This window comes from Dyella sp. A6 (genome assembly GCF_036320485.1).
GTDB classification, from domain to species: domain Bacteria; phylum Pseudomonadota; class Gammaproteobacteria; order Xanthomonadales; family Rhodanobacteraceae; genus Rhodanobacter_A; species Rhodanobacter_A aluminiiresistens.
Genome location: NZ_CP132911.1, coordinates 194,284 through 219,219 on the forward strand (window position 1 = coordinate 194,284; position 24,936 = coordinate 219,219).

General features: G+C 62.1%; 17 protein-coding genes, 2 tRNA genes and 3 rRNA genes. 15 read left to right on the top strand and 7 right to left on the bottom strand.

Annotated elements, in window-relative coordinates; translation table 11 throughout:
* Complete coding sequence (locus RA164_RS00780; protein ID WP_329742088.1) at positions 1-2,328, top strand: phosphomannomutase/phosphoglucomutase; 2,328 nt, start codon at positions 1-3, stop codon at positions 2,326-2,328.
* 49 nt (positions 2,329-2,377) lie between these two features.
* Here the strand turns inward: RA164_RS00780 and RA164_RS00785 are convergent, their stop codons facing one another.
* Both RA164_RS00785 and pyrE read right to left on the bottom strand, forming a co-directional pair.
* Complete coding sequence (locus tag RA164_RS00785; RefSeq protein WP_329742089.1) at positions 2,378-3,028, bottom strand: DUF4124 domain-containing protein; 651 nt, start codon at positions 3,026-3,028, stop codon at positions 2,378-2,380.
* A gap of 80 nt (positions 3,029-3,108) precedes the next feature.
* Positions 3,109-3,756 (bottom strand): orotate phosphoribosyltransferase, encoded by a 648-nt coding sequence (pyrE, locus tag RA164_RS00790; protein ID WP_329742090.1) that lies wholly within the window; start codon positions 3,754-3,756, stop codon positions 3,109-3,111.
* Positions 3,757-3,898: 142 nt separating this feature from the next.
* Between pyrE and RA164_RS00795 the strand changes: the two genes are divergently transcribed.
* The 3 genes from RA164_RS00795 to RA164_RS00805 all read left to right on the top strand — a co-directional run bounded on the left by RA164_RS00795 (position 3,899) and on the right by RA164_RS00805 (position 6,364).
* Positions 3,899-4,669, top strand: a complete 771-nt coding sequence (locus RA164_RS00795; RefSeq protein ID WP_329742091.1) for an exodeoxyribonuclease III — start codon at positions 3,899-3,901, stop codon at positions 4,667-4,669.
* Positions 4,659-5,912 carry an AmpG family muropeptide MFS transporter gene (locus tag RA164_RS00800; RefSeq protein ID WP_329742092.1) on the top strand — a complete coding sequence of 418 codons (1,254 nt, stop codon included), beginning with the start codon at positions 4,659-4,661 and terminating at the stop codon, positions 5,910-5,912. Before RA164_RS00795 ends, RA164_RS00800 begins: the two co-directional genes overlap by 11 nt.
* Before the next feature lie 140 nt (positions 5,913-6,052).
* The gene (locus RA164_RS00805) at positions 6,053-6,364 is read left to right on the top strand and encodes a hypothetical protein (RefSeq protein WP_329742093.1); all 312 of its coding nucleotides are present in this window, start codon (positions 6,053-6,055) and stop codon (positions 6,362-6,364) included.
* A 21-nt stretch (positions 6,365-6,385) separates the two neighbouring features.
* Here RA164_RS00805 and RA164_RS00810 read toward each other — a convergent pair whose 3' ends face one another.
* Both RA164_RS00810 and RA164_RS00815 read right to left on the bottom strand, forming a co-directional pair.
* On the bottom strand, positions 6,386-7,507 hold the full coding sequence (locus RA164_RS00810; RefSeq protein WP_329742094.1) for an anhydro-N-acetylmuramic acid kinase: 1,122 nt from the start codon (positions 7,505-7,507) through the stop codon (positions 6,386-6,388).
* A gap of 17 nt (positions 7,508-7,524) precedes the next feature.
* Positions 7,525-8,946 carry a peptidoglycan DD-metalloendopeptidase family protein gene (locus RA164_RS00815; RefSeq protein ID WP_329742095.1) on the bottom strand — a complete coding sequence of 474 codons (1,422 nt, stop codon included), beginning with the start codon at positions 8,944-8,946 and terminating at the stop codon, positions 7,525-7,527.
* A gap of 214 nt (positions 8,947-9,160) precedes the next feature.
* On the opposite strand from RA164_RS00815, the gene tyrS reads away from it, so the two are divergent.
* The 8 genes from tyrS (at position 9,161) to RA164_RS00855 (ending at position 17,097) form a co-directional block, all read left to right on the top strand.
* On the top strand, positions 9,161-10,372 hold the full coding sequence (gene tyrS / locus RA164_RS00820) for a tyrosine--tRNA ligase (RefSeq protein WP_329742096.1): 1,212 nt from the start codon (positions 9,161-9,163) through the stop codon (positions 10,370-10,372).
* Between the two features lie 439 nt (positions 10,373-10,811).
* Positions 10,812-12,356, top strand: a 16S ribosomal RNA gene (locus RA164_RS00825).
* 100 nt (positions 12,357-12,456) lie between these two features.
* A tRNA-Ile gene (locus RA164_RS00830) sits at positions 12,457-12,533 on the top strand.
* A gap of 13 nt (positions 12,534-12,546) precedes the next feature.
* A tRNA-Ala gene (locus RA164_RS00835) sits at positions 12,547-12,622 on the top strand.
* 182 nt (positions 12,623-12,804) lie between these two features.
* Positions 12,805-15,684, top strand: a 23S ribosomal RNA gene (locus RA164_RS00840).
* A gap of 111 nt (positions 15,685-15,795) precedes the next feature.
* Positions 15,796-15,908, top strand: a 5S ribosomal RNA gene (gene rrf / locus RA164_RS00845).
* The 16S, 23S and 5S rRNA genes sit together here with 2 tRNA genes alongside, the layout of an rRNA operon.
* 171 nt (positions 15,909-16,079) lie before the next feature.
* Positions 16,080-16,763: a rhomboid family intramembrane serine protease gene (locus RA164_RS00850; RefSeq protein WP_329742097.1), complete on the top strand. Its 684-nt coding sequence runs from the start codon at positions 16,080-16,082 to the stop codon at positions 16,761-16,763.
* A 10-nt stretch (positions 16,764-16,773) separates the two neighbouring features.
* Complete coding sequence (locus tag RA164_RS00855; RefSeq protein ID WP_329742098.1) at positions 16,774-17,097, top strand: DUF1820 family protein; 324 nt, start codon at positions 16,774-16,776, stop codon at positions 17,095-17,097.
* 26 nt (positions 17,098-17,123) lie between these two features.
* Here RA164_RS00855 and RA164_RS00860 read toward each other — a convergent pair whose 3' ends face one another.
* Positions 17,124-17,846, bottom strand: coding sequence for a glutamine amidotransferase (locus tag RA164_RS00860; protein ID WP_329742099.1), 723 nt, complete (start codon positions 17,844-17,846; stop codon positions 17,124-17,126).
* A gap of 23 nt (positions 17,847-17,869) precedes the next feature.
* Complete coding sequence (locus RA164_RS00865) at positions 17,870-19,681, bottom strand: GspE/PulE family protein (RefSeq protein ID WP_329742100.1); 1,812 nt, start codon at positions 19,679-19,681, stop codon at positions 17,870-17,872.
* Positions 19,682-19,778: 97 nt separating this feature from the next.
* Here RA164_RS00865 and glyQ point away from each other — a divergent pair, with 97 nt between their 5' ends.
* Entirely contained in the window at positions 19,779-20,690 is a 912-nt protein-coding gene (gene glyQ / locus RA164_RS00870) for a glycine--tRNA ligase subunit alpha (protein WP_329742101.1), read from the top strand.
* Positions 20,687-22,840, top strand: a complete 2,154-nt coding sequence (glyS, locus tag RA164_RS00875) for a glycine--tRNA ligase subunit beta (RefSeq protein WP_329742102.1) — start codon at positions 20,687-20,689, stop codon at positions 22,838-22,840. The genes glyQ and glyS overlap by 4 nt, the downstream gene beginning before the upstream one ends.
* A 55-nt stretch (positions 22,841-22,895) precedes the next feature.
* Here glyS and RA164_RS00880 read toward each other — a convergent pair whose 3' ends face one another.
* On the bottom strand, positions 22,896-23,471 hold the full coding sequence (locus RA164_RS00880; protein ID WP_329742103.1) for a helix-turn-helix domain-containing protein: 576 nt from the start codon (positions 23,469-23,471) through the stop codon (positions 22,896-22,898).
* Positions 23,472-24,059: 588 nt separating this feature from the next.
* On the opposite strand from RA164_RS00880, the gene RA164_RS00885 reads away from it, so the two are divergent.
* Positions 24,060-24,902: a YbaY family lipoprotein gene (locus RA164_RS00885; protein ID WP_329742104.1), complete on the top strand. Its 843-nt coding sequence runs from the start codon at positions 24,060-24,062 to the stop codon at positions 24,900-24,902.
* The last annotated feature ends 34 nt before the right edge of the window (positions 24,903-24,936 follow it).

A 24,936-nucleotide genomic window follows, 5' to 3' on the forward strand; every position in this document is an offset into this window, starting at 1 on the left:
ATGGCAATGAAACCTGCACAAGGCCGACGATCTGAGCTGGACTGGCGCAGCCTGTTGCCTCTGGCGCTCGCCACGCTGTTCCTGCTGGGCGGGCTGTTCTGCGCATGGCAGACCTGGCTGATTGCCGATCAGGGACGGGCGATGGCGCAGGCCCGCGCGGCACAGAGCCAGGCGGCAAAAGAGCTTGCAGCCGAGCTTGCGAGCGAACGCGCCGATGTAGCCAAGGTGCTTGCGAGCGTCGACCCGGTGATGCTGCAGAACAGTCCGGCACAGGCCGTGACCTGGCTGAAACAGCGTCTGCCACAGGTGCTCCAGCTGGACCTCTACAGCGGTAGCCTGAATGAGGTGCTTCACGCGAATTATCGCCAGTTCGGATACGCCAAGGCGGCGCAGTTGATGGCGGCCCAGGATGCCGATGGCGTGCCGCCGATGCAGACCCTGTTCCATGGCGCTCACGATCGGCGCATGAGTCTGGTGATGCCGCTGGGCTCGCCCGATCAGCCGCTGGCGTGGGCCTGGATCGAACTGCCATTCGCGCCGCTGGGGCATCGTTTCGACACGGTTCGGGTGCCGGCAGGCAAACTGCTGCTGCAACAGAACAGCGATGGCGGCCCCATGCTGCTGTCGTCGAGAGGCTACTCCAGCGGCGAAGCCGAGACGTCCAGTGTGACGGTGCCCGGCAGCACGCTGAGCATTGCGATCGTGCCGCCGGGAGCCTACATCGTGTTGCCCCACACATTGTGGTTGGCGGTGCTGCTCAGCCTGTTGGGTCTGGGTGGCGGTATCTACCTGTTGAAGTGGCGTGCGCGGATGCGTGCATCGCACGCCCGGCCGGATCCACTCATCGAGGAGCTTGTTGTGCCTGAACCCGTTATCCCGTCGCCCAAGGTCAAGGTGGCAACCCGGCCGGTGGCGACCGCCAAGCCGCCAGCGGTGAGTCCGGCCGAGATCGATTCGAGCATATTCCGCGCCTACGATGTGCGCGGGGTCGTCGGCAAGACGCTGACCGCCGAGGTGGCCAGGCTGCTGGGTCAGGCCATTGGTGCGGTGATGCGCGAAAAGGGACTGCACGAGATCGTGGTCGGGCGCGATGGCCGTCTGTCGGGCCCGGAGCTGGCCGGTGCGCTGGGTGAAGGATTGCGCTCGGCCGGCATCGACGTGATCGACATTGGTGCGGCTCCGACCCCGGTGGTCTATTTCGCGGCCTATCGTTTCAATACGGGCAGCTGCGTGGCCGTCACGGGCAGTCATAACCCGCCCGATTACAACGGCTTCAAGATCGTGGTCGGTGGCGAAACGCTGTCCGAGGATGCGATCCAGGATCTTTATCGTCGGATTGTGTCTGGCGCACTGGAGCACGGCGGCGACCAGGGTGGCCTGCGCCACGTCGACACGGTGCCCGAATACATCGAGCGGATCGCTTCGGATGTACAGGCCGAGCGTAGCCTCAAGGTCGTGGTGGACTGCGGCAACGGCATTCCGGGCGCGGTCGCGCCGCAGGTGCTGGAGTCCATCGGTTGCGAGGTCCTGCCGCTTTATTGCGAGGTGGATGGCACCTTCCCCAACCACCATCCCGATCCGTCCGACCCGCATAACCTCGAGGATCTGATCCTGGCGGTGAAGCAGTCCGGGGCGGACCTGGGCGTGGCCTTCGATGGCGATGGCGACCGCCTGGGGGTGGTGACCAAGGACGGCGAAATCATCTTCCCCGACCGTCTGCTGATGCTGTTTGCGCGCGATGTGCTCTCGCGCCAGCCGGGCGCCACCATCATCTATGACGTGAAGTGCACGGGTCATCTGCGCGGTCAGGTGCTCGATGCCGGCGGCAGCCCGCTGATGTGGCGTACGGGCCATTCGCTGATCAAGGCGAAGATGCGCGAGACCGGCGCCGAGCTGGCCGGCGAGATGAGCGGCCACTTCTTCTTCAAGGAGCGCTGGTACGGTTTCGACGACGGCATCTATGCCGGGGCGCGGCTGCTGGAAATCATTGCCGGCGATCCGGAGGAGCGTACGCCCGAGGAGATCTTCGCCACGCTGCCGAAGGGGGTGTCCACGCCAGAGCTGAAGATCGAGATGAGCGAAGGCGAGCATTACCGCTTCATCGAGCAGTTCAAGGCCAAGGCAACGTTCGACGATGCAACCCTGGTCACGATCGATGGTGTGCGTGCCGACTGGGCGGATGGTTGGGGTCTGGTGCGTGCGTCCAACACCACGCCGGTGCTGGTGCTGCGCTTCGATGCGGACAGCCCGGAGGCACTCAAGCGCATCCAGCATGTCTTCCGGACCCAGTTGCGGGCCATCGACCCGAAGCTGAAACTTCCTTTCTGAGGCTTGCCCTGGAAGGGCAGGGGGCGCGCAACGGCCCCCTGCACACCGGTCAGTAACCGCGGTCCTGCTTTTCCTTCGCCTTCAGCTCGATGAAGTGCTGCAGCTGCTGGGCCTGCTGTTGCTTCAGCGCGGCACGGTCGCTCTGCTGCTGGGCCAGTGTCGCCCGCTGCGTACTCACGACGTTGCGTTGGGCCGAGATGCGGTCGGTGAGGAACTTGGGTACCGGTTCCTTGCCGTTCTGGAGATCCGCGGCGCGAGCCAGCAGCTGGGCCAGGGATTGCTCCTGGCTGTGCAGGTTGATCTTGGTGTCATCGATCTGTTCGTCGACGCCTTCCATGGTTTGTTGCAGTGCCTTCTCGTAGGCGGCCGCTGTGGGGTAGGTGTTGAGCAGTTGGATGTCGTTGCGCTCGTTCTGTGCGGCCACGCGTCGTGCGGCCGACTGTTGCGCGGCGAGTTTCTGCGCGGCGATACGCTCCTGGGGCGAAAGCGTCTTTTCCACGTGCTGGATCACCATGCCTTGGTTGTTCAGCACGTCGTAGCCGTATTTGATCGCGCTTTCGCTGAGGCTGTCGCTGAAATGCGGGAGCCCTTTGGCATCGACCCAGCGATAGCGGATGCCGCTGCCCTGGAGCTGCTGTGCATGGGCTGTCAGGCTGCATGTGAGTGCAGCGAGCGCGACAACCAGAACCTGTGTACGCATGTATCTATCTCCCTCCCTGCGCGAGTATAGCCCGCGCATGATGCCGGCGCGGGACATCGGTCACGTCCCGGCGCCCCGGTTCAGCCCTGCACGCCGTAACGTTCGCGATAGGCCACCAGCCGTGCATGCTCAGCGGCCAGTTCGGGGCGTTCGCCGGCATAGGCGAGTACATCGGCCAGGCTGGTGATGGCGATCACCGGAATGCCGTGGTCGCGCTGGACCTCCTGCGCTGCCGACAGGTCGCCCTGGCCGCGTTCCTGCCGGTCCAGCGCAATCAGCACGCCTGCCGGTTCGGCACCGTGTGCGCGGATCAGCGCCAGCGATTCGCGGACCGCGGTGCCGGCAGTCATGACGTCGTCGACGATCAGCACGCGGCCCTTCAGCGGTGCACCGACCAGTACGCCGCCCTCGCCATGGTCCTTGGCCTCCTTGCGGTTGTAGGCCCAGGGCAGGTCGCGCTGGTGCTGGTCGGCCAGCGCGATGGCGGTGGCGGCGGCCAGCGCGATGCCCTTGTAGGCCGGTCCGAACAGCATGTCGGCCTCGACGCCTGACTTCATCATGCTGGCGGCGTAGGCACGCCCCAGCCGGGCCAGCGACGCGCCGGAGTCGATGCGCCCCATGTTGAAGAAATACGGGCTCTGCCGACCGGACTTCAGGGTGAACTCGCCGAAGCGGAGCACTTCGCGTTGCAGGGTCAAGTCGATGAAATCACGCTGGTAATCGTGCATGGGGCGCTCTCTTGGGGACGGTGGGCGCTGCGGGGTCTGCGCAGGGCGGCTTTGCATGGTAACGCGAGGCCGTGGGCCAGGTGGCAGGGCACAGGCGCCAGGGTGTGGTTGCTATGATGCCCGCATTGTCACAGGAGTCCGCATGCGCATCATCAGCCTGAACGCCAACGGCATCCGCTCGGCTGCGAGCAAGGGCGTGTTCGAATGGTTGCGCGGCCAGCGCGCCGACGTCGTCTGCCTGCAGGAGACCAAGGCGCAGGAAGAGCAGCTTGCCGATCCGATGTTCCGTCCCGACGGGCACCATTGTTTTTACCGCGATGCCACCAGCAAGAAGGGCTACTCCGGTGTGGCGATCTATGCCCGGCGCGAGCCCGACGAGGTGCTGACCGAGCTGGGCTGGGACGAATTCGACAACGAGGGCCGCTACATCGAGGCGCGTTTCGGCAAGCTGAGCGTGGTGTCGCTGTACTTTCCGTCGGGCTCCTCCGGCGAGGAGCGGCAGCAGTTCAAGTTCCGGGCGATGGACTGGATCGCGCCGATCTTCGACGAGTGGCGCGGAAGCGGTCGCGACTATGTGATCTGCGGCGACTGGAACATCGTACGTGGCGAGAAGGACATCAAGAACTGGAAGTCGAACCAGAAGAATTCGGGTTGCCTGCCGGAGGAGCGCAGCTGGCTCAACACCCTGGTCGATGCCCATGGCTGGGTGGACAGCTACCGCACGCTGCACCCAGAGGGGCAGGACTACACGTGGTGGTCGAACCGTGGCCGGGCGCGGGAGAACAATGTGGGGTGGCGCATCGACTACCAGATCTGCACGCCCGCGCTGGGCGATCGCCTGAAAGCCTGCTCGATCTATCGCGACCAGCGCTTCTCCGACCATGCTCCGTACACCGTCGACTATGCCGACTGAGTCCGTCTCACCAGCACCTGGTCGCCACTGGCGTATCTTCAGCGTTGGTCTGCTCGGTTTCTCTTCAGGGCTGCCGCTGGCCTTGTCCGGCAGCACCTTGCAGGCATGGTTCACCACGGCGGGGATGAGCCTGCGCGATATCGGCTGGATCACGGTCATCGGCCAAGCGTATGTGTACAAGTTCCTCTGGGCGCCCCTGCTCGACAGAATGCGGCTGCCGTGGCTCGGACGCCGCCGTGGCTGGGTCTTGCTGATGCAGGTCGTCTGTGCGCTGGCACTGTTCGACATGAGTTTCCACACGCCCCAAGGGGCGGCCGGTACGCTGGCTTTCCTGGCGGTCGTGCTGGCATTCGCTTCGGCGACTCAGGACATCGCCTACGACGCCCATCGAACTGACCTGCTTCGGCCCGAGGAGCGAGGCCCGGGCATCGGCCTGATGCAAGTCGGGTATCGACTTGCGATGCTAGTGTCTGGCGCCTTCGCACTGATTTTGGCCGATCGGGTGGGTTGGGGCTGGACCTATCGCGCGATGGGCTGCCTCATGCTGGCGGTGACCGCCGTGACCGTTTTCTCGCCCGATGCTCCGGACGAACAACCGGCACGCAGTTTTACCGAGGCGGTGGTTGAGCCATTCGCCGACCTGTTTCACCGCTACGGCAAGCTGGCCTTTGCCTGGCTGCTTTTTGTGGTGCTTTATAAGCTGTGCGACGCATTCGCGCTCTCGCTGTCCACTACGTTCCTTTTGCGGGTGCCGAAATTTTCGCTGACCCAGGTCGGTACGGTCAGCAAGACCTTCGGCCTGGCGGCCGGCCTGCTTGGAGCCGTTGGCGGCGGGTGGCTGGTGACGAAGATGCGCCTGTACCCTGCGCTCTTGATACTGGGAATTTGCCAGGCGCTGGTGAATCTGGGCTACATCGTGCTCGTGCATAGCGGGCCGGACGTGAGTGTGATGGCCGCGGTGGTGTCCGCCGAGTATTTCTTCAGCGGTCTGGGCAGTACGGCATTCGTAGTGCTCGTGACAGCACTCTGCAATGTACGGTACTCGGCCACTCAGTTCGCGCTGCTGTCGGCTTTGGCGGCCATTGGACGGGTGTTCCTGGGCCCGGTGGCCGCCTGGCTGGTGCCCCAGGTCGGGTGGTCCACCTTTTTCCTGATCACGGCGCTGTCAGCGATACCCGGTCTTCTGCTTGTCGTCGCCATGCGGGGCGCGATCGGTGGTGCCGAGAAGACTCGGGTGCATTGAGTGCATGGTCTTCAAGGCATGGAACACGAATTCGCATGCGAACTGGATCGTGCTTCGCTCGATCAGCACTTGTATGTCCTGCCAGCTACGCATCAACATGAACGGCACAGGGGGCATGACGTGGCTGTGGAGCAACGCCGATGCCTGATCTCACCATCAAGCACATCGACAACCTCATGGCCGAGCGCATCAAGTCGCTGGCCAAGGGACGCCGCTGGTCGATCAACGACGTGGTGCTGCATGCATTGCGACATGGCCTGGGTATGTCCGACGGGTCCAACATCTTCGCCGAGACCATGCTCGATCCGGGCGCGATGACCGTGCTCAGCGGTCAGTGGGATGCCAGCGAGAAAGCGGCCTTCCAGGACGCGATGCAGGCCTTGGCGCAGGCACCCTCCGAGCAGCTGGCACCCGGCAATCTCGACGACGTCCTGCTCGAAGATCCGAAGTGACCCGGAGCCGGTTTCCGTCGGTTATGGGCGATGGGCGGCGTGGATCGCGCCCAGCACTCTCGGGCCGCGCGCACCGGTAACGGCCGGCAGGTTGCCGGGGCGCCCAAGCAGGCGCTGGCGGGCCAGCCAGGCAAAGGCGTTGGCCTCCAGGTAATCCGGGTCGATGCCCACTGTGGCAGTGCTGATGACGCGGCGCGGTGCCAGCAAGGCCCCCAGCCGGTTCATCAATACCGGATTGTGCACACCGCCACCGCAGACCAGCACATCCTCGGCCGATGACGCATGTGCAAGGATGGATTCCGCCACGCTTTGCGCCGTCAACTCGAGCAGCGTGGCCTGTACGTCGGCGGCGGGCAGCGTGGTCGCGCCTGGGTGTCTCTCCAGCCAGTCCAGATGAAAATGTTCGCGCCCGGTGCTCTTGGGTGGCGGCTGTGCGAAATAGGCATCGGCCAGCAGCGCCTGCAGCAGGTCGGCATGAACGTGACCGCTGGCGGCAAACCGGCCGTCGCGATCGAACGCCTCGCCGCGATGGCGCAGGCACCAGGCATCGAGCAGTCCGTTCGCCGGGCCGGTGTCGAAGCCGAGCACGCTGCCGTCGGCGCCGAGTGTCGTGATATTCGCGATGCCACCAAGGTTGAGCACCACTCGTGCGTGGCCGGGCCGGGCCAACAGCATGGCGTGCAGTGCTGGCAACAGCGGGGCGCCCTGACCGCCGGCGGCCACATCAGCGCGGCGGAAGTCTGCGACGACATCGATGCCACAGCGTTCGGCGATCACGCTGGGGTCGCCCACCTGCAGGGTGAACGGGTGCTCGCCCTGTGGACGGTGTCGCAGGGTCTGTCCATGCGAACCGATCGCCCGAACGGCTGATGCCGGTGTGCCGCTTTGCTGTAGCAGTTGCAGGACGGCATCGGCAAAACAGGCGCCGATGGCGACGTCGAGGCGGCCGTAGGCATCAAGATCCAGTCGGGTCTGGTCCTGTGCCACGGCGAGAATGCGCTCACGCAGCGCATCGGGCCAGGGGTGGACCAGGGCGTCGACCGGTTGCGGCATGTCCTGATCGAATCGCACCAGTGCCGCGTCGACGCCGTCGGCGCTGGTGCCGGAAATCAGGCCGATATAGAGCGCAGATTCGTCATCCATGCGAACAGGACTTTCGCTCAATTGTCGCTGGCGGTGTTCGGGCTCTTCTCACGCGCCATCTGGTAATGCCGGTTGACCACGTTGAGCTGCGCCAGCTCCGGCTTCACCACGGTGGCTTTGAAAATGGCCAGCTGTGCCGAGGGCAGGGGGTTGGGTTTTGGCATCGTCACGGTCAGTGGGTTGACTGGCCGGCCGTTGATGCGCACCTCGTAGTGCAAATGTGGCCCGGTGGCCCAGCCGGTTTCGCCGACGTAGCCGATGACCTGGCCCTGTTCCACGTGCGAGCCGACATGCAGGCCGGGCGCGAATCGCGACATATGCCCATAGCCGGTGCTGTAGGCAGGCGTGTTGCGGATGCGGATATAGCGACCATAGCCACGCACCCAGCCACGGATCGTGATGACGCCGTTGCCGGCGGCGTGGATCGGCGTGCCCATGGGTGCGGCCAGGTCGACGCCGGCGTGCAGGTGTTCGCTGTGCAGCACCGGGTCCATGCGCATGCCGAAGCGCGAGGAGATGCGCGAGAACTTCAGCGGCGTGCGCAGCAGTGCTTTCTGCAGCGGTCGTCCGTCCTCGCTGTAGTAGGCATAGTTGCCATCGGACTTCTTGTAGCGGAATGCGGTGAAGTGATGACCGTTGTTGACGAACTCGGCGGCGATGATGTTACCGCTGTGCAGATATCTGCCGTCGCGCCAGACGTTGTCGTAGATCACGGTGAAGCTGTCGCCCGGTCGCACTTCGCGCGCCAGGTCGATGTCGAACTTGAACACGTCGGCCAGCTTGATCACCATCGCGTCGCTGAGGCCGGCGCGGGCGGCAGCGGCGAACAGCGAGTTGTGGATGACGCCGCGCGCGATTTCCTGGCGTACCTCCAGCTCGCGCTGCTCGCTGGAGACCACGGGCTGCCCGCTGACGAAGCGCACGACGGTGCGGGTGTCCACGTTCTTGTCGAAACGGAAGCCCTGCAGTTCGCCCGCAGGCCCGAGCAGGAAGCCAAACTCTTCACCCGGGTGGATCATGCGCAGCTGGGTCGGGTCGCTGGTTGCCTGGACGATCTGGTTCAGGTCCGTGAGGCTTGCGCCCTGACTCTGGAAGATATCGGAGAGGGTCTGTCCCGGCTTTACGCGCACGACATGCCAGGCTTCGGTGTGAGGCTGGTCGCTGATCGATGCGGTGGACAGTTTCGGAACCGCGAGCGGGAGCAGCGTGTGTGCAACGGCCGGCGCGGTCGGTCGCATGGCACTGGCCCAGGCCGGAATCAGGATGCCGGAAAGCAGCGTGATCAACAGGGCGGTGCCCGCCAGCATCCAGCGTTCGCGGTGCCAGCGGATCGGTTCGGCCTCGGTATGCGCGGGGCTGCTCAATGACCAGTGCGCGCAGCGCTGATAGAAGTGGGAGTGGCGACGTTGCGTCTTGCGACAGATCGCGCGCTTGCGCATCACGCGCCTGCCCCGTTTGCCCTCACCCATGTTCAGCCGCCCCGCTGCGCTACAAAGTATCAACCGGCAGGTACCATAGCGAGCTTGTGTAAAGGGCGTCAATGCCTTTTTTATCAATGGTTTGCGCGGCGCTTCTGATTAACGCACAATTAACGGCAACAACACGCTACCCGCCCTGGGTCGTGTGACCCCACTCCCACATTTCGAGGATTGCATGAGCGAGCTTGACCAGGCGCTGGCCACCATCGCGCGCGGCGCGGACGAGATCATCAAGCAGGAAGAGCTGATCGAGAGGCTCAAGCTTGGGCGCCCGCTGCGGATCAAGGCGGGCTTCGACCCGACTGCGCCAGACCTGCATCTGGGACACACGGTGCTGCTGAACAAGATGCGCCAGTTCCAGGATCTGGGGCATCAAGTGATCTTCCTGATCGGCGATTTCACCGGGATGATCGGCGACCCCACCGGCAAGAACATCACGCGCAAACCGCTCAGCCGGGAAGATGTGTTGAAGAACGCCGAAACCTATGCTGCCCAGGTCTACAAGGTGCTCGATCGGGACAAGACCGAGTTGCGCTTCAATTCCGAGTGGTTCGGCAAGATGGGTGCAGCCGACATGATCAAGCTGGCGGCACAGCACACAGTGGCCCGCATGCTGGAGCGCGACGATTTCGCCAAGCGCTATACATCGCAGCAGCCCATCGCCATCCATGAATTCCTGTATCCACTGGTGCAGGGCTACGACTCGGTGGCCTTGCAGTGCGATGTCGAGCTTGGCGGTACCGATCAGAAGTTCAACCTGCTGATGGGGCGCGCGCTGCAGGAACATCATGGCCAGCCGCCGCAGATCGTGCTGACCATGCCGTTGCTGGAGGGGCTCGACGGCGTCAACAAGATGTCGAAGTCGCTGGGCAACTACATAGGTATCGATGAGCCGGCGATCGACATGGTCACCAAGACTATGAAGATCGGTGACGAACTGATGTGGCGATGGTTCGAGCTGCTCAGTTTCGAAGTGTCGCTTGATGAGCTGGCGACGATGAAGCGCGATATCGCCGGCGGAGCCCTGAACCCTCGTGATGCCAAGCTTCGCCTGGCGCGCGAGTTGACGACGCGCTTCCATGGGGCCGAGGCCGCCGAGCAGGCGATTGCCGGCTGGCATGCAGTCGTCCGCGGCGAAGGCGACACCTCACTGCTGCCGCTCACCGAAATCGCGATTCCTGCAGAAGGGCTGCGCTTGCCGGCATTGCTCACCGCCGCTGGACTGACGGCGAGCAACTCCGAAGCCAACCGCAAGCTCAAGGAGCGCGCGGTACGCATCGACGGGGATGTCGTCGAGGATGCGCAGCGTGTGTTCCAGGCGGGCTTCGAGGGCGTGCTTCAGGTGGGCAAGCGCAACTTCGCCAGGATTTCCCTCAAGGTCTCCTGAAGGCGCGTGCGTTGGCGGCGCGCCAGTGCGCGCCACGTTTGCTGCGCAGACAATGACTTGCGAAAAACTTCGAAAAAAATCTGAAAAAACGCTTGCCAAAAACGGGGGGTGTACCTAGTATTCGCCGCCCCGCCGCTGCAGCTTCTTTCGCACGGCAACCCCTCGAAAAAAAGATTGTTTGAGGGTGTTGACGGAAAGAGAAAGAGATGTAGAATGGGCGGCTCACCCGGGACGAAACGTCAACGGGGCGATCTGAAGAAAAGGTCGCAAGTGATTGATCTTTGACAGTGTGCGCAGGTGACTTGTGTGGGCGCCTTGCAGTGGACGAAGTGACTGTCCAAGTAATGCAAGCGTCTAACCAAAAGTCAATTCAAAAGCTTGACGTTTATGGTTAGGAAAAACGCTTCAGAAAGATAGATGGCTTCGGTCATCGAAAACTTAAGTGAAGAGTTTGATCCTGGCTCAGATTGAACGCTGGCGGCATGCCTAACACATGCAAGTCGAACGGCAGCACAGTGAAGCTTGCTTCACGGGTGGCGAGTGGCGGACGGGTGAGTAATGCATCGGGACCTGCCCAGACGTGGGGGATAACGTAGGGAAACTTACGCTAATACCGCATACGTCCTACGGGAGAAAGCGGGGGATCTTCGGACCTCGCGCGGTTGGATGGACCGATGTTCGATTAGCTAGTTGGTGAGGTAACGGCTCACCAAGGCGACGATCGATAGCTGGTCTGAGAGGATGATCAGCCACACTGGGACTGAGACACGGCCCAGACTCCTACGGGAGGCAGCAGTGGGGAATATTGGACAATGGGCGCAAGCCTGATCCAGCAATGCCGCGTGTGTGAAGAAGGCCTTCGGGTTGTAAAGCACTTTTATCAGGAGCGAAAACCTGTCGGTTAATACCCGGCGGGCCTGACGGTACCTGAGGAATAAGCACCGGCTAACTTCGTGCCAGCAGCCGCGGTAATACGAAGGGTGCAAGCGTTAATCGGAATTACTGGGCGTAAAGCGTGCGTAGGCGGTTTGTTAAGTCTGCTGTGAAATCCCCGGGCTCAACCTGGGAATGGCAGTGGATACTGGCAAGCTAGAGTGTGTCAGAGGGTGGTGGAATTCCCGGTGTAGCGGTGAAATGCGTAGAGATCGGGAGGAACATCAGTGGCGAAGGCGGCCACCTGGGACAACACTGACGCTGAGGCACGAAAGCGTGGGGAGCAAACAGGATTAGATACCCTGGTAGTCCACGCCCTAAACGATGCGAACTGGATGTTGGTCTCAACTCGGAGATCAGTGTCGAAGCTAACGCGTTAAGTTCGCCGCCTGGGGAGTACGGTCGCAAGACTGAAACTCAAAGGAATTGACGGGGGCCCGCACAAGCGGTGGAGTATGTGGTTTAATTCGATGCAACGCGAAGAACCTTACCTGGCCTTGACATGTCTGGAATCCTGCAGAGATGCGGGAGTGCCTTCGGGAATCAGAACACAGGTGCTGCATGGCTGTCGTCAGCTCGTGTCGTGAGATGTTGGGTTAAGTCCCGCAACGAGCGCAACCCTTGTCCTTAGTTGCCAGCACGTAATGGTGGGAACTCTAAGGAGACTGCCGGTGACAAACCGGAGGAAGGTGGGGATGACGTCAAGTCATCATGGCCCTTACGGCCAGGGCTACACACGTACTACAATGGTCGGTACAGAGGGTTGCAATACCGCGAGGTGGAGCCAATCCCAGAAAGCCGATCCCAGTCCGGATCGAAGTCTGCAACTCGACTTCGTGAAGTCGGAATCGCTAGTAATCGCAGATCAGCTATGCTGCGGTGAATACGTTCCCGGGCCTTGTACACACCGCCCGTCACACCATGGGAGTGAGTTGCTCCAGAAGCCGTTAGCCTAACCGCAAGGAGGGCGACGACCACGGAGTGGTTCATGACTGGGGTGAAGTCGTAACAAGGTAGCCGTATCGGAAGGTGCGGCTGGATCACCTCCTTTCGAGCAAGGCAGCCTTTGTTGCTGCAAGACGCCCACACAAGACACCTGCACATCCAACATGCCACACGGCATGAGGGGCCTGAGGTCCCATAAAGTTTATGGGTCTGTAGCTCAGGTGGTTAGAGCGCACCCCTGATAAGGGTGAGGCCGGTGGTTCGAGTCCTCCCAGACCCACCACTCTCAAGCACCTGGGGCCATAGCTCAGCTGGGAGAGCACCTGCTTTGCAAGCAGGGGGTCGTCGGTTCGATCCCGACTGGCTCCACCAGTTTTTTGGATGTGTAGCGCACACGAAGATATTGAAAGCCGACCGGCGTTGAGGCCGCGAGGTGTTCTTTGAAAATGTAAACGAGTGACAAGCGTCTTGGTTCGAAACCGAATCGAGATGTGTCGTTGAGGCAACGGCGAATGCGTCGTTTGGCATAACTTCGAGGCGACTTGGGGTTATATGGTCAAGCGACCAAGCGTATACGGTGGATGCCTTGGCGGTCAGAGGCGATGAAGGACGTGGCAGCCTGCGAAAAGTGTCGGGGAGCTGGCAACAAGCTTTGATCCGGCAATGTCCGAATGGGGAAACCCACCTCTTAGGAGGTATCGTGCACTGAATACATAGGTGTACGAAGCGAACCCGGGGAACTGAAATATCTAAGTACCCGGAGGAAAAGAAATCAACCGAGATTCCCTCAGTAGCGACGAGCGAACGGGGAGCAGCCCAAAAGCACAGTACATTTTAGTCGAACGCTCTGGAAAGTGCGGCCGTAGCGGGTGATAGCCCCGTAGGCGAAAGGGTGCATTGTGTGAAATTGAGTAGGGCGGGGCACGAGAAACCCTGTCTGAACATGGGGGGACCATCCTCCAAGGCTAAATACTCCTGACCGACCGATAGCGAACAAGTACCGTGAGGGAAAGGCGAAAAGAACCCCGGAGAGGGGAGTGAAATAGACCCTGAAACCGTATACGTACAAGCAGTGGAAGCCCTTCGGGGTGACTGCGTACCTTTTGTATAATGGGTCAGCGACTTACTGTCAGTGGCGAGCTTAACCGTCTAGGGGAGGCGAAGGGAAACCGAGTCTGAATAGGGCGCATAGTCTCTGGCAGTAGACCCGAAACCGAGTGATCTAGCCTTGGCCAGGTTGAAGGTGCGGTAACACGCACTGGAGGACCGAACCCACATCTGTTGCAATAGATGGGGATGAGCTGAGGTTAGGAGTGAAAGGCTAAACAAACTCGGAGATAGCTGGTTCTCCTCGAAAGCTATTTAGGTAGCGCCTCGGACGAATCTTCCTGGGGGTAGAGCACTGTTATGGCTAGCGGGTCATCGCGACTTAGCAAACCATGGCAAACTCCGAATACCAGGACAGACTATCCGGGAGACACACGGCGGGTGCTAACGTCCGTCGTGAAAAGGGAAACAACCCAGACCCGCAGCTAAGGTCCCCAAGTCATAGCTAAGTGGAAAACGATGTGGAAAGGCATAGACAGCCAGGAGGTTGGCTTAGAAGCAGCCACCCTTTAAAGAAAGCGTAATAGCTCACTGGTCGAGTCGGTCTGCGCGGAAGATTTAACGGGGCTAAGCTATGCACCGAAGCTCGGGGTGTGCACTTTGTGCACGCGGTAGAGGAGCGTTCCGTACGCCTGCGAAGGTGGATCGTAAGGTCTGCTGGAGGTATCGGAAGTGCGAATGCTGACATGAGTAACGATAAGAGAGGTGAAAAGCCTCTCCGCCGAAAGCCCAAGGTTTCCTCGCGCAACGTTCATCGGCGCAGGGTGAGTCGGCCCCTAAGGCGAGGCAGAAATGCGTAGTCGATGGGAAGCTGGTTAATATTCCAGCACTTTTCTTAAGTGCGATGTGGGGACGGAGAAAGTTAGGTCTACCGGGCGTTGGTTGTCCCGGGGAAAGGCGGTAGGCATGTGGATTAGGCAAATCCGGTCCACTTTATGCCGAGCACCGAGACGAGCCCTTATTGGGCGAAGTGACTGATACTACGCTTCCAGGAAAAGCCACTAAGCTTCAGCTTAAGAAAAACCGTACCGTAAACCGACACTGGTAGGCAGGGTGAGAATCCCAAGGCGCTTGAGAGAACTCGGGTGAAGGAACTAGGCAAAATGGCACCGTAACTTCGGGAGAAGGTGCGCCCTCCGGTGTGGCTACATGCGTAGCTGAGCACTAGAGGGTCGCAGTAACCTGGCCGCTGCGACTGTTTATCAAAAACACAGCACTCTGCAAACACGAAAGTGGACGTATAGGGTGTGACGCCTGCCCGGTGCTGGAAGGTTAATTGATGGGGTCAGCCGCAAGGCGAAGCTCTTGATCGAAGCCCCAGTAAACGGCGGCCGTAACTATAACGGTCCTAAGGTAGCGAAATTCCTTGTCGGGTAAGTTCCGACCTGCACGAATGGCGTAACGACAGCGGCGCTGTCTCCACCCGAGACTCAGTGAAATTGAAATCGCTGTGAAGATGCAGCGTTCCCGCGGCAAGACGGAAAGACCCCGTGAACCTTTACTACAGCTTCACACTGAACGTTGAGTTCTTCTGTGTAGGATAGGTGGGAGGCTATGAAACCAGGACGCCAGTCTTGGTGGAGCCATCCTTGAAATACCACCCTGAAGTGCTTGACGTTCTAACCTAGGTCCGTTATCCGGATCAGGGACCGTGTGTGGTGGGTAGTTTGACTGGGGCGGTCTCCTCCCAAAGCGTAACGGAGGAGCACGAAGGTACGCTCAGCGCGGTCGGACATCGCGCACTGTGTGCAAAGGCATAAGCGTGCTTGACTGCAAGATCGACGGATCAAGCAGGTACGAAAGTAGGTCTTAGTGATCCGGTGGTTCTGTATGGAAGGGCCATCGCTCAACGGATAAAAGGTACTCCGGGGATAACAGGCTGATACCGCCCAAGAGTTCATATCGACGGCGGTGTTTGGCACCTCGATGTCGGCTCATCACATCCTGGGGCTGTAGCCGGTCCCAAGGGTATGGCTGTTCGCCATTTAAAGTGGTACGCGAGCTGGGTTCAGAACGTCGTGAGACAGTTCGGTCCCTATCTGTCGTGGGCGTTGGAGATTTGAGGGGGGCTGCTCCTAGTACGAGAGGACCGGAGTGGACGTTCCGCTGGTGTTCGGGTTGTCTCGCCAGAGGCATTGCCCGGTAGCTACGAACGGAAGTGATAACCGCTGAAAGCATCTAAGCGGGAAGCACGCCCCAAGATGAGATCTCCCGAGAGCTCGACTCTCCTTAAGGCACCATCTAGACCAGGTGGTTGATAGGTCAGGTGTGGAAGCGCAGCAATGCGTTGAGCTAACTGATACTAATGAGCCGTGCGGCTTGACCATATAACCCCAAGACGCTTCGCAGTTCTCGCGACGCATCCCGATTCACAAGACGCTTGTCACTCGTTTACCCCTTTGCGGGTCCGGCGCTTTAAGCGCTGACCCCACCCCTTCCCTGGCGGCCATAGCGCTGTGGTCCCACCCGATCCCATCCCGAACTCGGAAGTGAAACGCAGCCGCGCCGATGGTAGTGTGCACTTGCATGCAAGAGTAGGTCACCGCCAGGGGCTTTATCCTTGAAACCCTCGATCACTTCCGTGATCGGGGGTTTTGTTTTGCATCAACAATTAGCATGTGCCGGTGGCACGGACTTGTTGGACCGAACTTGAGCAGGCCCGCATGCGACGTCTAGCCGAGCCGTTATGATGATCGGAGAGATATTCGTCCGCGGGAGTGCCGTGTTCATACAGGTCGAAACCAAACGCCGTCGGCGCACACCGTGGGCCACGTTGCTGCTGGTCTGCCTGTGCGTACTCGCCTTTGTCGGATTGGCACTGACGCCCGCACCACAACGCGTGTCGCTACTGCTCGAGTGGGGGACCATTCCCGCGAATATCTTTCATCGGCACCAGTCGCTCCTGCAGCAGTTGCATGATCCCGCGCTGTTGCGACTGTTCACTGCGCTGTTCATCCATGTGGCGTGGCTGCATCTGCTGAGTAATCTGCTGTTTCTGGTGATCTTCGGCCTGCCGGCCGAACGGACGCTGGGTTCGCTGCGATTCCTGTTCCTGTTTCTGGTCGGCGGGGTGGTGGCGAATCTGATGGGGGCGCTTTCGCTGGCCGGCATGGGGCGCCCGATCATCGGCTGCAGCGGTGCGGTGTCGGCGGTGCTCGGCACCTACCTTGCCCTGTTTCCGCGAGCTCGCCTCGGGCTGGTATTGCCGTTGGGGCTTTACATGGAATTCGTGCGCGTACCGGCATTCCTGCTTATAGGTATCTGGGTCTTGCTGCAGTTGCTGTTCAGCTATGCGGGGCCCAGCTACGGCGCGGTCGTGTGGTGGACACACATTGCCGGTTTCCTGTTCGGGGTGATCTTCGCATTGGTGTCGCGGCGATCGATCGCGCGCGGGTTACGCGGCTAACATATGCATCATGCGCACACGAAAACTCTACAAAGTCAGCTTCCTGCACCTGGGCAAAAGCTACGAGCTCTATGCACGCCATGTAGCGACGAGTGCGCTCTGGGGCTTTACCGAAATCGGCGAACTTGAATTCGAACCCGTGGGCGAAGGTCTCGTGGTCGACCCGACCGAGGAACGGCTGCGCGACGAGTTCAAGGACACACGTGTCCTGCATCTACCGATGCAGGCCGTGCTGCGTATCGAGGAAGTGGAGCGCAAGGGCAGCCTGGCCATCCGTGATGCGACGGACGGTCAGAAAGTGATGCCGTTCCCGATGCCGCCGAAATCGCGCTGACTACTGAAACGCTCGTAACACGGTTTTCAGCGTCGGCTGTCCAGCCGGTGGTGACGCGCGAACGTGCGGAGTAGTCGGCGAGCCACCGGTGTGGGTGCAACCTGGCGGAATACCTGTTGTGGATCGCTCCCTTCGCGACGCATGACGTCGGACTTGCGCCGTATGTAGGCGCGCATCACGTCGGCATTGAATTCGGGATGGAACTGCAGGCTCACTGCATTTCGGCCATAGCGGAGCAGGTGGTGAGGGTCCCTGGAGGAGCTGGCCAGAACGGCGCTCCCGGCGGGAGGCTCGAGCACGCTTTGCTCGTGCGTGGTGTGCGCACGGAACGCTTGGGGTAGTGTCACCAGCAGCGGGTCGTCCCCAGCCTGCGGCGTTAACTCGATCGGCATCGTGCCGATCTCACGGCCGCCGGGAAGATAGTCGACCCGACCGCCCAGCGCATGCGCCATCAATTGATGCCCGTAGCAGACACCGAGCAGGGGCAGTTCCACGTCCATGGCGTCACGGATCCAGCCCGCCGTGTGTTCGCTCCATGCCGCACGTTCGGTGACCATCGCCGCCGAACCGGTGATCAGGGCGCCGGCGACGGCTTTCGGCGACGGCAGTGCCTCGCCAGCCGTCACGTCGACCACCTGCAACGGGCCGCCCAGGCGTGCGCCGGTCAGGAACCAATGATGGAAATCGCCATGGCGCGCACGGATATTGTCCGGCGCCCGGCCGGTACAGACGATCAGGACGGGTTTCATGCAAGGGTGTTTGGCGGAGGGGACTACTCGACGTCGATTGTATCGATGGGCGGCAACACTGTAAGCACTTCCTGGACTGTCGTCAGTCCCTTCGCGACCTGGTCGGCGGCGGAGATGCGCAGGGGGCGCAGACCATCCCTGAGTGCCGCTCCACTGAACTGCCCAAGATCCAGTTGCGACGAGATCAGGCCGCGCAGCCGCGGGGAAAGCAACATCATTTCGTAGATACCGGTGCGGCCGGTGAAGCCGGTCTTGCGGCATTCCAGGCAGCCAACCGGCCGGTACACCTGCGTCGGCACGGGCAGATCCCAACCGTGGACCAGGGCCGCCCATTCGTGCGGGTCCTGTTCCGCGGGCTCCTTGCAATGGGGACAGAGCGTGCGGACCAGCCGCTGTGCGATGGCGCCCGTCAGCGTGGACTGGATGAGATAGTGCGGCACGCCCAGGTCCAGCAGGCGGGTGACCGCGCTGGGTGCATCGTTGGTGTGCAGGGTGGACAACACCAGGTGGCCGGTGAGCGATGCCTGCACGGCCATCTGCGCGGTCTCAAGGTCGCGGATTTCGCCGACCATGATGATGTCGGGATCCTGGCGCAGCAGCGTGCGCACGCCGGTTGCAAAGTCGAGGTCGATGGCCGGCTGCACCTGCATCTGGTTGAACTCGGGGCTGACCATCTCGATCGGGTCTTCCACCGTGCACACGTTGATCTCGGGTGTGGCCAGATGCTTCAACGTGGAATACAAGGTGGTGGTCTTGCCCGAACCGGTCGGCCCGGTGACCAGGACGATGCCGTGGGGCCGCTCCACCATGCCGCGCCAGGTGGCCGCTTCCTGCGCCGAAAAGCCAAGCTGTGCGAAGTCCTTGGCGACGATGTCGGGATCGAAGATGCGCATCACCACCTTTTCGCCGAAAGCGGTAGGCATGTTGGAGATGCGCAGCTCCACTTCACGACCGGCGGCCGAACGGGTCTTGATGCGGCCGTCCTGCGGTCGCCGCTTCTCGGCCACATCCATGCGCGCGAGAATCTTGATGCGAGCCGTCACCGCCGTCATGACCGGTGGCGGCAGCTCGAAAACCTTGTGCATGACACCGTCGATGCGGAACCGGATCAGGCCGGCTTCGCGACGCGGTTCCAGGTGGATGTCGGAGGCGCGCTGCTCGAAGGCGTACTGCAACAGCCAATCGACGATGTGCACCACGTGGCGATCGTCGGCGCCCACTTCGCCGGCCTTGCCCAGTTCGACCAGCTGCTCGAAATTGAGCAGGGCGGAGCTGTCCTGGCCCTTGGCATCCTGGGCCAGCTGGATCGACCGCTGGACGCCGTAGAACTCCTGCAGATAGCGGTTGATGTCGAGCGGGCTGGACACCACCCGGTGAACATCGCGCCTGAGCATGTGGGCCAGGTCGGGCGCCCAGGCGTCGTCGAACGGCTCGCAGGTGGCAAAGGTCACCTCGCCTGGCGAGCTGATCACCGGCAGGATCCGGTGGCGCTGCGCGTAGGCGTGGCTCACCACCTGTGTCACCGCCGCAGCGTTGATCTTCATCGGGTCGATCTTGAGATACGGCAGCTTTGCCGCGCCGGCGAGCCATTCGGTAAGGCTCTCCAGACCCAGCGGGCGGCCCGGGTCCTGCTGGTTGGGCAGTTTGGCATTGGCGATCAGCACCAGTGGATGCAGCTCCACCGTGCTGCGTCCGGCGCGTGCGCCGATGCGTACCTGCTTGGCGTCCTCGGCAACCAGATAGCCGTCCACTACGAGCGCGGCCAGCGTTTCGTCCAGGGTCAGGCGTCCACGGCGGCGACCGAGCAGTGAGCGGGTGTGCGGTTGGGCAGACATGCGATGCGTGCTTCCGGAAGTGGGCTCGGGCCGGACAGCCGGCGGGCAGCCAAGCTGGGGCTATACTAACGCGCTTTATCCACGGTCACGGAACGCCATGTCCGCACCTACCTTCCAGGATGTGATTCAGACCCTCAACCGCTACTGGGGCGAACAGGGCTGCGTGTTGCTGCAGCCGCTCGACACCGAGGTCGGCGCGGGCACATTCCACCCGGCAACGTTCCTGCGATCGCTGGGTCCGGAGCCGTGGGCTGCCGCCTATGTACAGCCGTCGCGTCGGCCCACCGATGGCCGTTACGGCGAGAACCCCAACCGGCTGCAGCACTACTACCAGTATCAGGTTGTCATGAAGCCGAATCCGGAGAACATCCTGGAGCTGTATATCGGCTCGCTGAAGGAACTGGGTCTGGACCCGCAGGTGCACGATCTGCGCTTTGTCGAAGACAACTGGGAGTCCCCCACCCTGGGCGCCTGGGGCCTGGGCTGGGAGGTATGGCTGAACGGCATGGAGGTCACCCAGTTCACCTATTTCCAGCAGGCCGGCGGTCTGGAGTGCCGGCCGGTGACCGGTGAGATCACCTATGGCCTGGAACGTCTGACGATGTACCTGCAGAACGTGGACAACGTCTACGACCTGGTCTGGACGCAGGGGCCGCATGGAACGGTGACCTATGGCGACGTGTTCCATCAGAACGAGGTGGAACAGAGCACCTACAACTTCGAACACGCCAACGTGCCCGAGCTGCTGCGCTGGTTCGACGTCTGCGAAGCCACCGCGACCCAGCTGATTGCCGCGGGCCTGCCGCTGCCAGCCTATGAGCAGGTGATGAAGGCCAGCCATACCTTCAACCTGCTGGATGCGCGTCGCGCGATCAGCGTGACCGAGCGCCAGCGCTACATCTTGCGCGTGCGTACGCTTTCGCGCAGCGTTGCCGAAACCTATGTGGCGCAGCGCGAGAAACTCGGCTTTCCGGGCCTGAAGAACACGTCCAAGGAGCAGGCCGCATGAGCGCCGCCGACAAGTCACTGCTGATCGAGCTGGGCACCGAGGAACTGCCGCCGAAGGCGCTGGACGAACTGTCTGCTGCCTTCCTGCGCGGCATCTGCGATGGCCTGGCCAAGCGCGGTATCGAGGCTGCGCTGGACAGGGCGACTGCATACTGCACGCCGCGTCGTCTGGCCGTGCTGGTGCCGGAGGTATCCAGGGCCCAGCCCGAGCAGGCGATCGAGCGCCGCGGCCCTGCGGCAAGTGCCGGATTGGATGCCGACGGACAGCCATCCAAAGCCTTGCAGGGCTTCGCGAGCTCCTGCGGCGTCGCCGTCGAGCAGCTGGAAAAGCTAGAGACCGACAAGGGTGCCTGGTTCGTCTATCGCAGCGTCCAGCCCGGCCAGTCGCTGGCCGCGTTACTGCCGGCCATCGTGGAAGATGCGCTGAAAGGGCTGCCGATTCCGCGTCCGATGCGTTGGGCTGACCACGACTACACCTTCGTGCGCCCCGTCCACTGGCTGGTGATGCTGCACGGTGATGCGATCATCGATGGCGAGGTGCTTGGCCTGAAAAGCGGGCGCAAGTCGCGGGGTCATCGCTTCATGCATGCCAATCCGGTACACGTGCTGGATGCCGACAGCTGGCTCGACGCACTCAGGGCCGCCAAGGTGCTTGCCGATCCGGCTGAGCGTCGCCAGCGCATTCGCGAGGAAATCAGCCGCGCTGGCCTGAAGACCCACGGCGTGCCACGCATGGACGATGCCCTGCTCGACGAAATCGCCAACCTCACCGAGTGGCCGGTGGCCGTGGCCTGTGCCTTCGATAGCGACTTCCTCGCGGTGCCGCCGGAGGCGCTGGTCACCACCATGGAGACCAACCAGAAATTTGTGCCGGTCTTCGATGCCGCAGGCAAGCTCACTGAGCACTTCATCGGCATCGCCAACATCGAGTCGAAGGACCCGGCGGAGATCCGCAAGGGTTATGAGCGAGTGATCCGTCCGCGCTTCGCCGATGCCAAGTTCTTCTGGGACGAAGACCTGAAGACGCCGCTGGCGGACTACCAGGAGCAGCTCAAGAACGTCACCTACCAGCAGGCGCTGGGCAGCGTATGGGACAAGAGCGTGCGCGTGGCCGAGCTGGCGAGGGTGATCGCCAATCGCGTGGGCGTCGATGCCGGCGCAGCCACCCGTGCGGCGTCCCTGAGCAAGTGTGACTTGCTGACCCGCATGGTCGGGGAGTTTCCCGAGCTGCAGGGCGTCATGGGCCGCTACTACGCACGGCATCATGGCGAAGCCGACGATGTGGCCGATGCGCTGGACCACTACTACCAGCCCCGTCACTCGGGCGATTCGATTGCCGATGGCCGGCTGGCACGCGTGCTGGCCGTCGCCGAACGTCTGGACACGCTTGCCGGCATCTTTGCCGTGGGCATGAAACCCAGCGGCAACAAGGATCCCTTCGCGCTTCGCCGCGCAGCACTTGGCCTGGCCCGTACCCTGATCGAGGGCAAGCTCGACCTCGACCTGAAAGCCCTGTTCGCCGAGTCGCTGGACCTGCTGCCGGATGCCGCATTGGCCGCGGGCATCAAGCCGGGCAAGGACGGCAAGCCGGCCGAGCTGGATGCGGGTGCGCGTCGCGCCGAACTGCTCGGTGCACTCTACGATTTCGTGATCGAGCGCCTGCGCGGGTACTTCACCGAGCGAGGGTTCACGGTGGAGCAGTTCGAGGCCGTACACGCGGTGGCACCGGCCAGCCTGTATGACTTTGATCGTCGCCTGCGCGCGGTCGCCGCGTTCGGCCAGCGGCCAGAGGCTGCCAATCTTGCCGCGGCCAACAAGCGCGTGGCGAACATCCTGCGCAAAAGCGCCGAGGGCGATGACGAGGCAGCAACGGAGTCGCGGGTGGTGGATCCGGGCTTTTTCGAGTCGCCGGCCGAATTCGCTTTGGCGCAGGCGCTGGGCGCAGCGCATCGCGATACCGCGCAGGCGCTGCGCCGTGGTGACTATGCCGAAGCGCTGGCACGGTTGGCGTTGCTGCAGGCGCCGGTCGATGCGTTTTTCGAAGGCGTGATGGTGAACGCCGACGATGCTCGTGTGCGTGCCAATCGCCTCGCCCTGCTCGGCCAGCTGCGGGCCCAGTTCGGCGCGGTCGCCGATATTTCAAGACTGTGAGGACACCGTGCCGGTTGCGCGGCAACCGGCACGAACGGGCTGGCGGAGAGGTTTATCAGGCCGTGGCCGAGTGAGCGTGGCGAATGCGCTCGGCCAAGCGGTGATTGAATGTCACGATGGCGCTGGTGTCCACGCCTTTGCCGGCCGGACCGAGGATGCTGTAAAGCTCGACCAGCAAGTCGGCATTGTCGGCCAGTGAAAGCTGGCTCTGTCCGATGTCCAGTTCGGACTGCAGGATTTTCAGCGCGCTATTGAGCCGGTCCGGGTCCATGGCCAGGCCACTGGCCTGCAGCGTGCTGGCGGCGCTGTGCAGCCGGGTCCGATGCCTTTGCGAGTGCAGGGTTTCGGCACTGGTCTGGTCGTCCGGCGATGGCGACACGAGACTATCGGCCTGCATGGCGCCTTCGCCTGCAACCAGCCATACGAGAGAAATGCCCAGGGTGCGGGCAAGCGTGACGCAGCGGGCGCGGGACGGATCGGTGTGGCCGTCACGCCAGCTGCGCACAACGCCTTCGGAGAAGCCGCACATTCGTGCGATCTCGGTCACGCTGCCCACCTTGTGAATCAGCATCTTTATGCGATCGGCGAAGGTCGCGGCAGACTCGGGGATCGCATACTTCGGTGCTTTCATACGATGTTCCATGGTCAGCGAAAATCATCACGTGCGCGGACAATCCAGACGAGTTTACCGAATGGCATCCGCCGGTACTTGGCTCGGGCATTGCCGGTACATGCCGCACAGCATCGCTGAGAGCTGTGGGTTGGACAGCGTCATGTCGATCCGGTTCAAGGTTAAACGTTGCGGTGGGCCGTACGTTGACATGCATGAGGCGTGTATCCATGCGGATCGATCGAGACCTTGGCGCGTCGAAAATTCCAGGTGATGGTTCAGCAGGAACATTCGGCTGGAAGGAAATCCAGCGCGCAAGTTTCTTGGAGAAAGCATGCCGGGCACGCGTCCGTGCGTGGGCTGGCATGCAAATGGGCTGCTCGTCGTGCGGCTCCGCACGGATGTCAGTTGGGCCGACGTGACGAGCGGGTAGCGATGGCTTGGTGAGGGCCTTTGACGCCGTTGTTTACGGTCAAATTGGTCTGCACTTCTTGACATTTTGCTTTCGGCTGTTTTTCGCTTAATCTATCGACTTCCCCCGCGAAACCAAGATGGCCATCGTGCCGACAAGGATCGCGCCCCGACTTGACCGTAGATTGAGGTTTTCCCATGCGTACGATGATTTGGCCGCTTGCGGCGGTGGTTTCGCTGGCGCTCGCCGGCTGCAATTCCTCGGGCTCGTCGTCGCAGCAGGCGGCGGCACCGGCTCCGGTAGCTCATTCCGTGAGCGGCACGGTGACGATCCGCGGCAACGACCAGCCGTCGGCCAACGACAAGCTCACCATCAGTCTGGTCGACGTGTCTCAGCAGGGTGCGGCGCCGCTGGCGACCAAGACCATCGCGCCGGCGACCACCTTCCCGCTCTCGTTCGAGCTGGACTTCAGCCCGTCGGACGTGGTGGCGCATGACCTCTACGTGGTCAAGGCCGAGCTGGTCGATGGCGATCGCAAGTACGAAATGCCTCTGCAGGCACCGGTGCTGACCAAGAACAACCCGACGACCAACGTGTCGATCCAGCTGGTGCCGCAGCAGACGCCGGGCGAAAAGGAACTGGCGGCATTCAAGAGCGTGCAGGAACAGCTCGGTGCGATGCAGATCCGCAACGGCACGAAGCTCGAGAAGGACGTGTCCTACGCCTGGCAGGTGTTCCGCCAGAACGACCAGGTACAGTTCATTCGTGCGCGTGCCGATCGCGGCAAGAAGGGCTTCACCAATACCGACTTCGCCTTCAAGGCCGGCAAGCCGTGGGTCGTGGTGCAGCAGCAGAAGACCGACCAGAACGCGAAGCCGACGTCGATCGAGCGCGCCGGCTGGGCCGATGATGGCACGCTGGTGCTCAAGCAGGACGTGGTGGGTGGCAAGGTGTCGCCGCTCTCCGCTGACGAAGCCAGCAGCCTCAAGCAGCAGGCGCTCGACATGCTGAAGATGGTGACGGGCGGCAAGGGCAAGTAAGCCCCGCCTGACGCACGCGATCAGTGCATGAAAA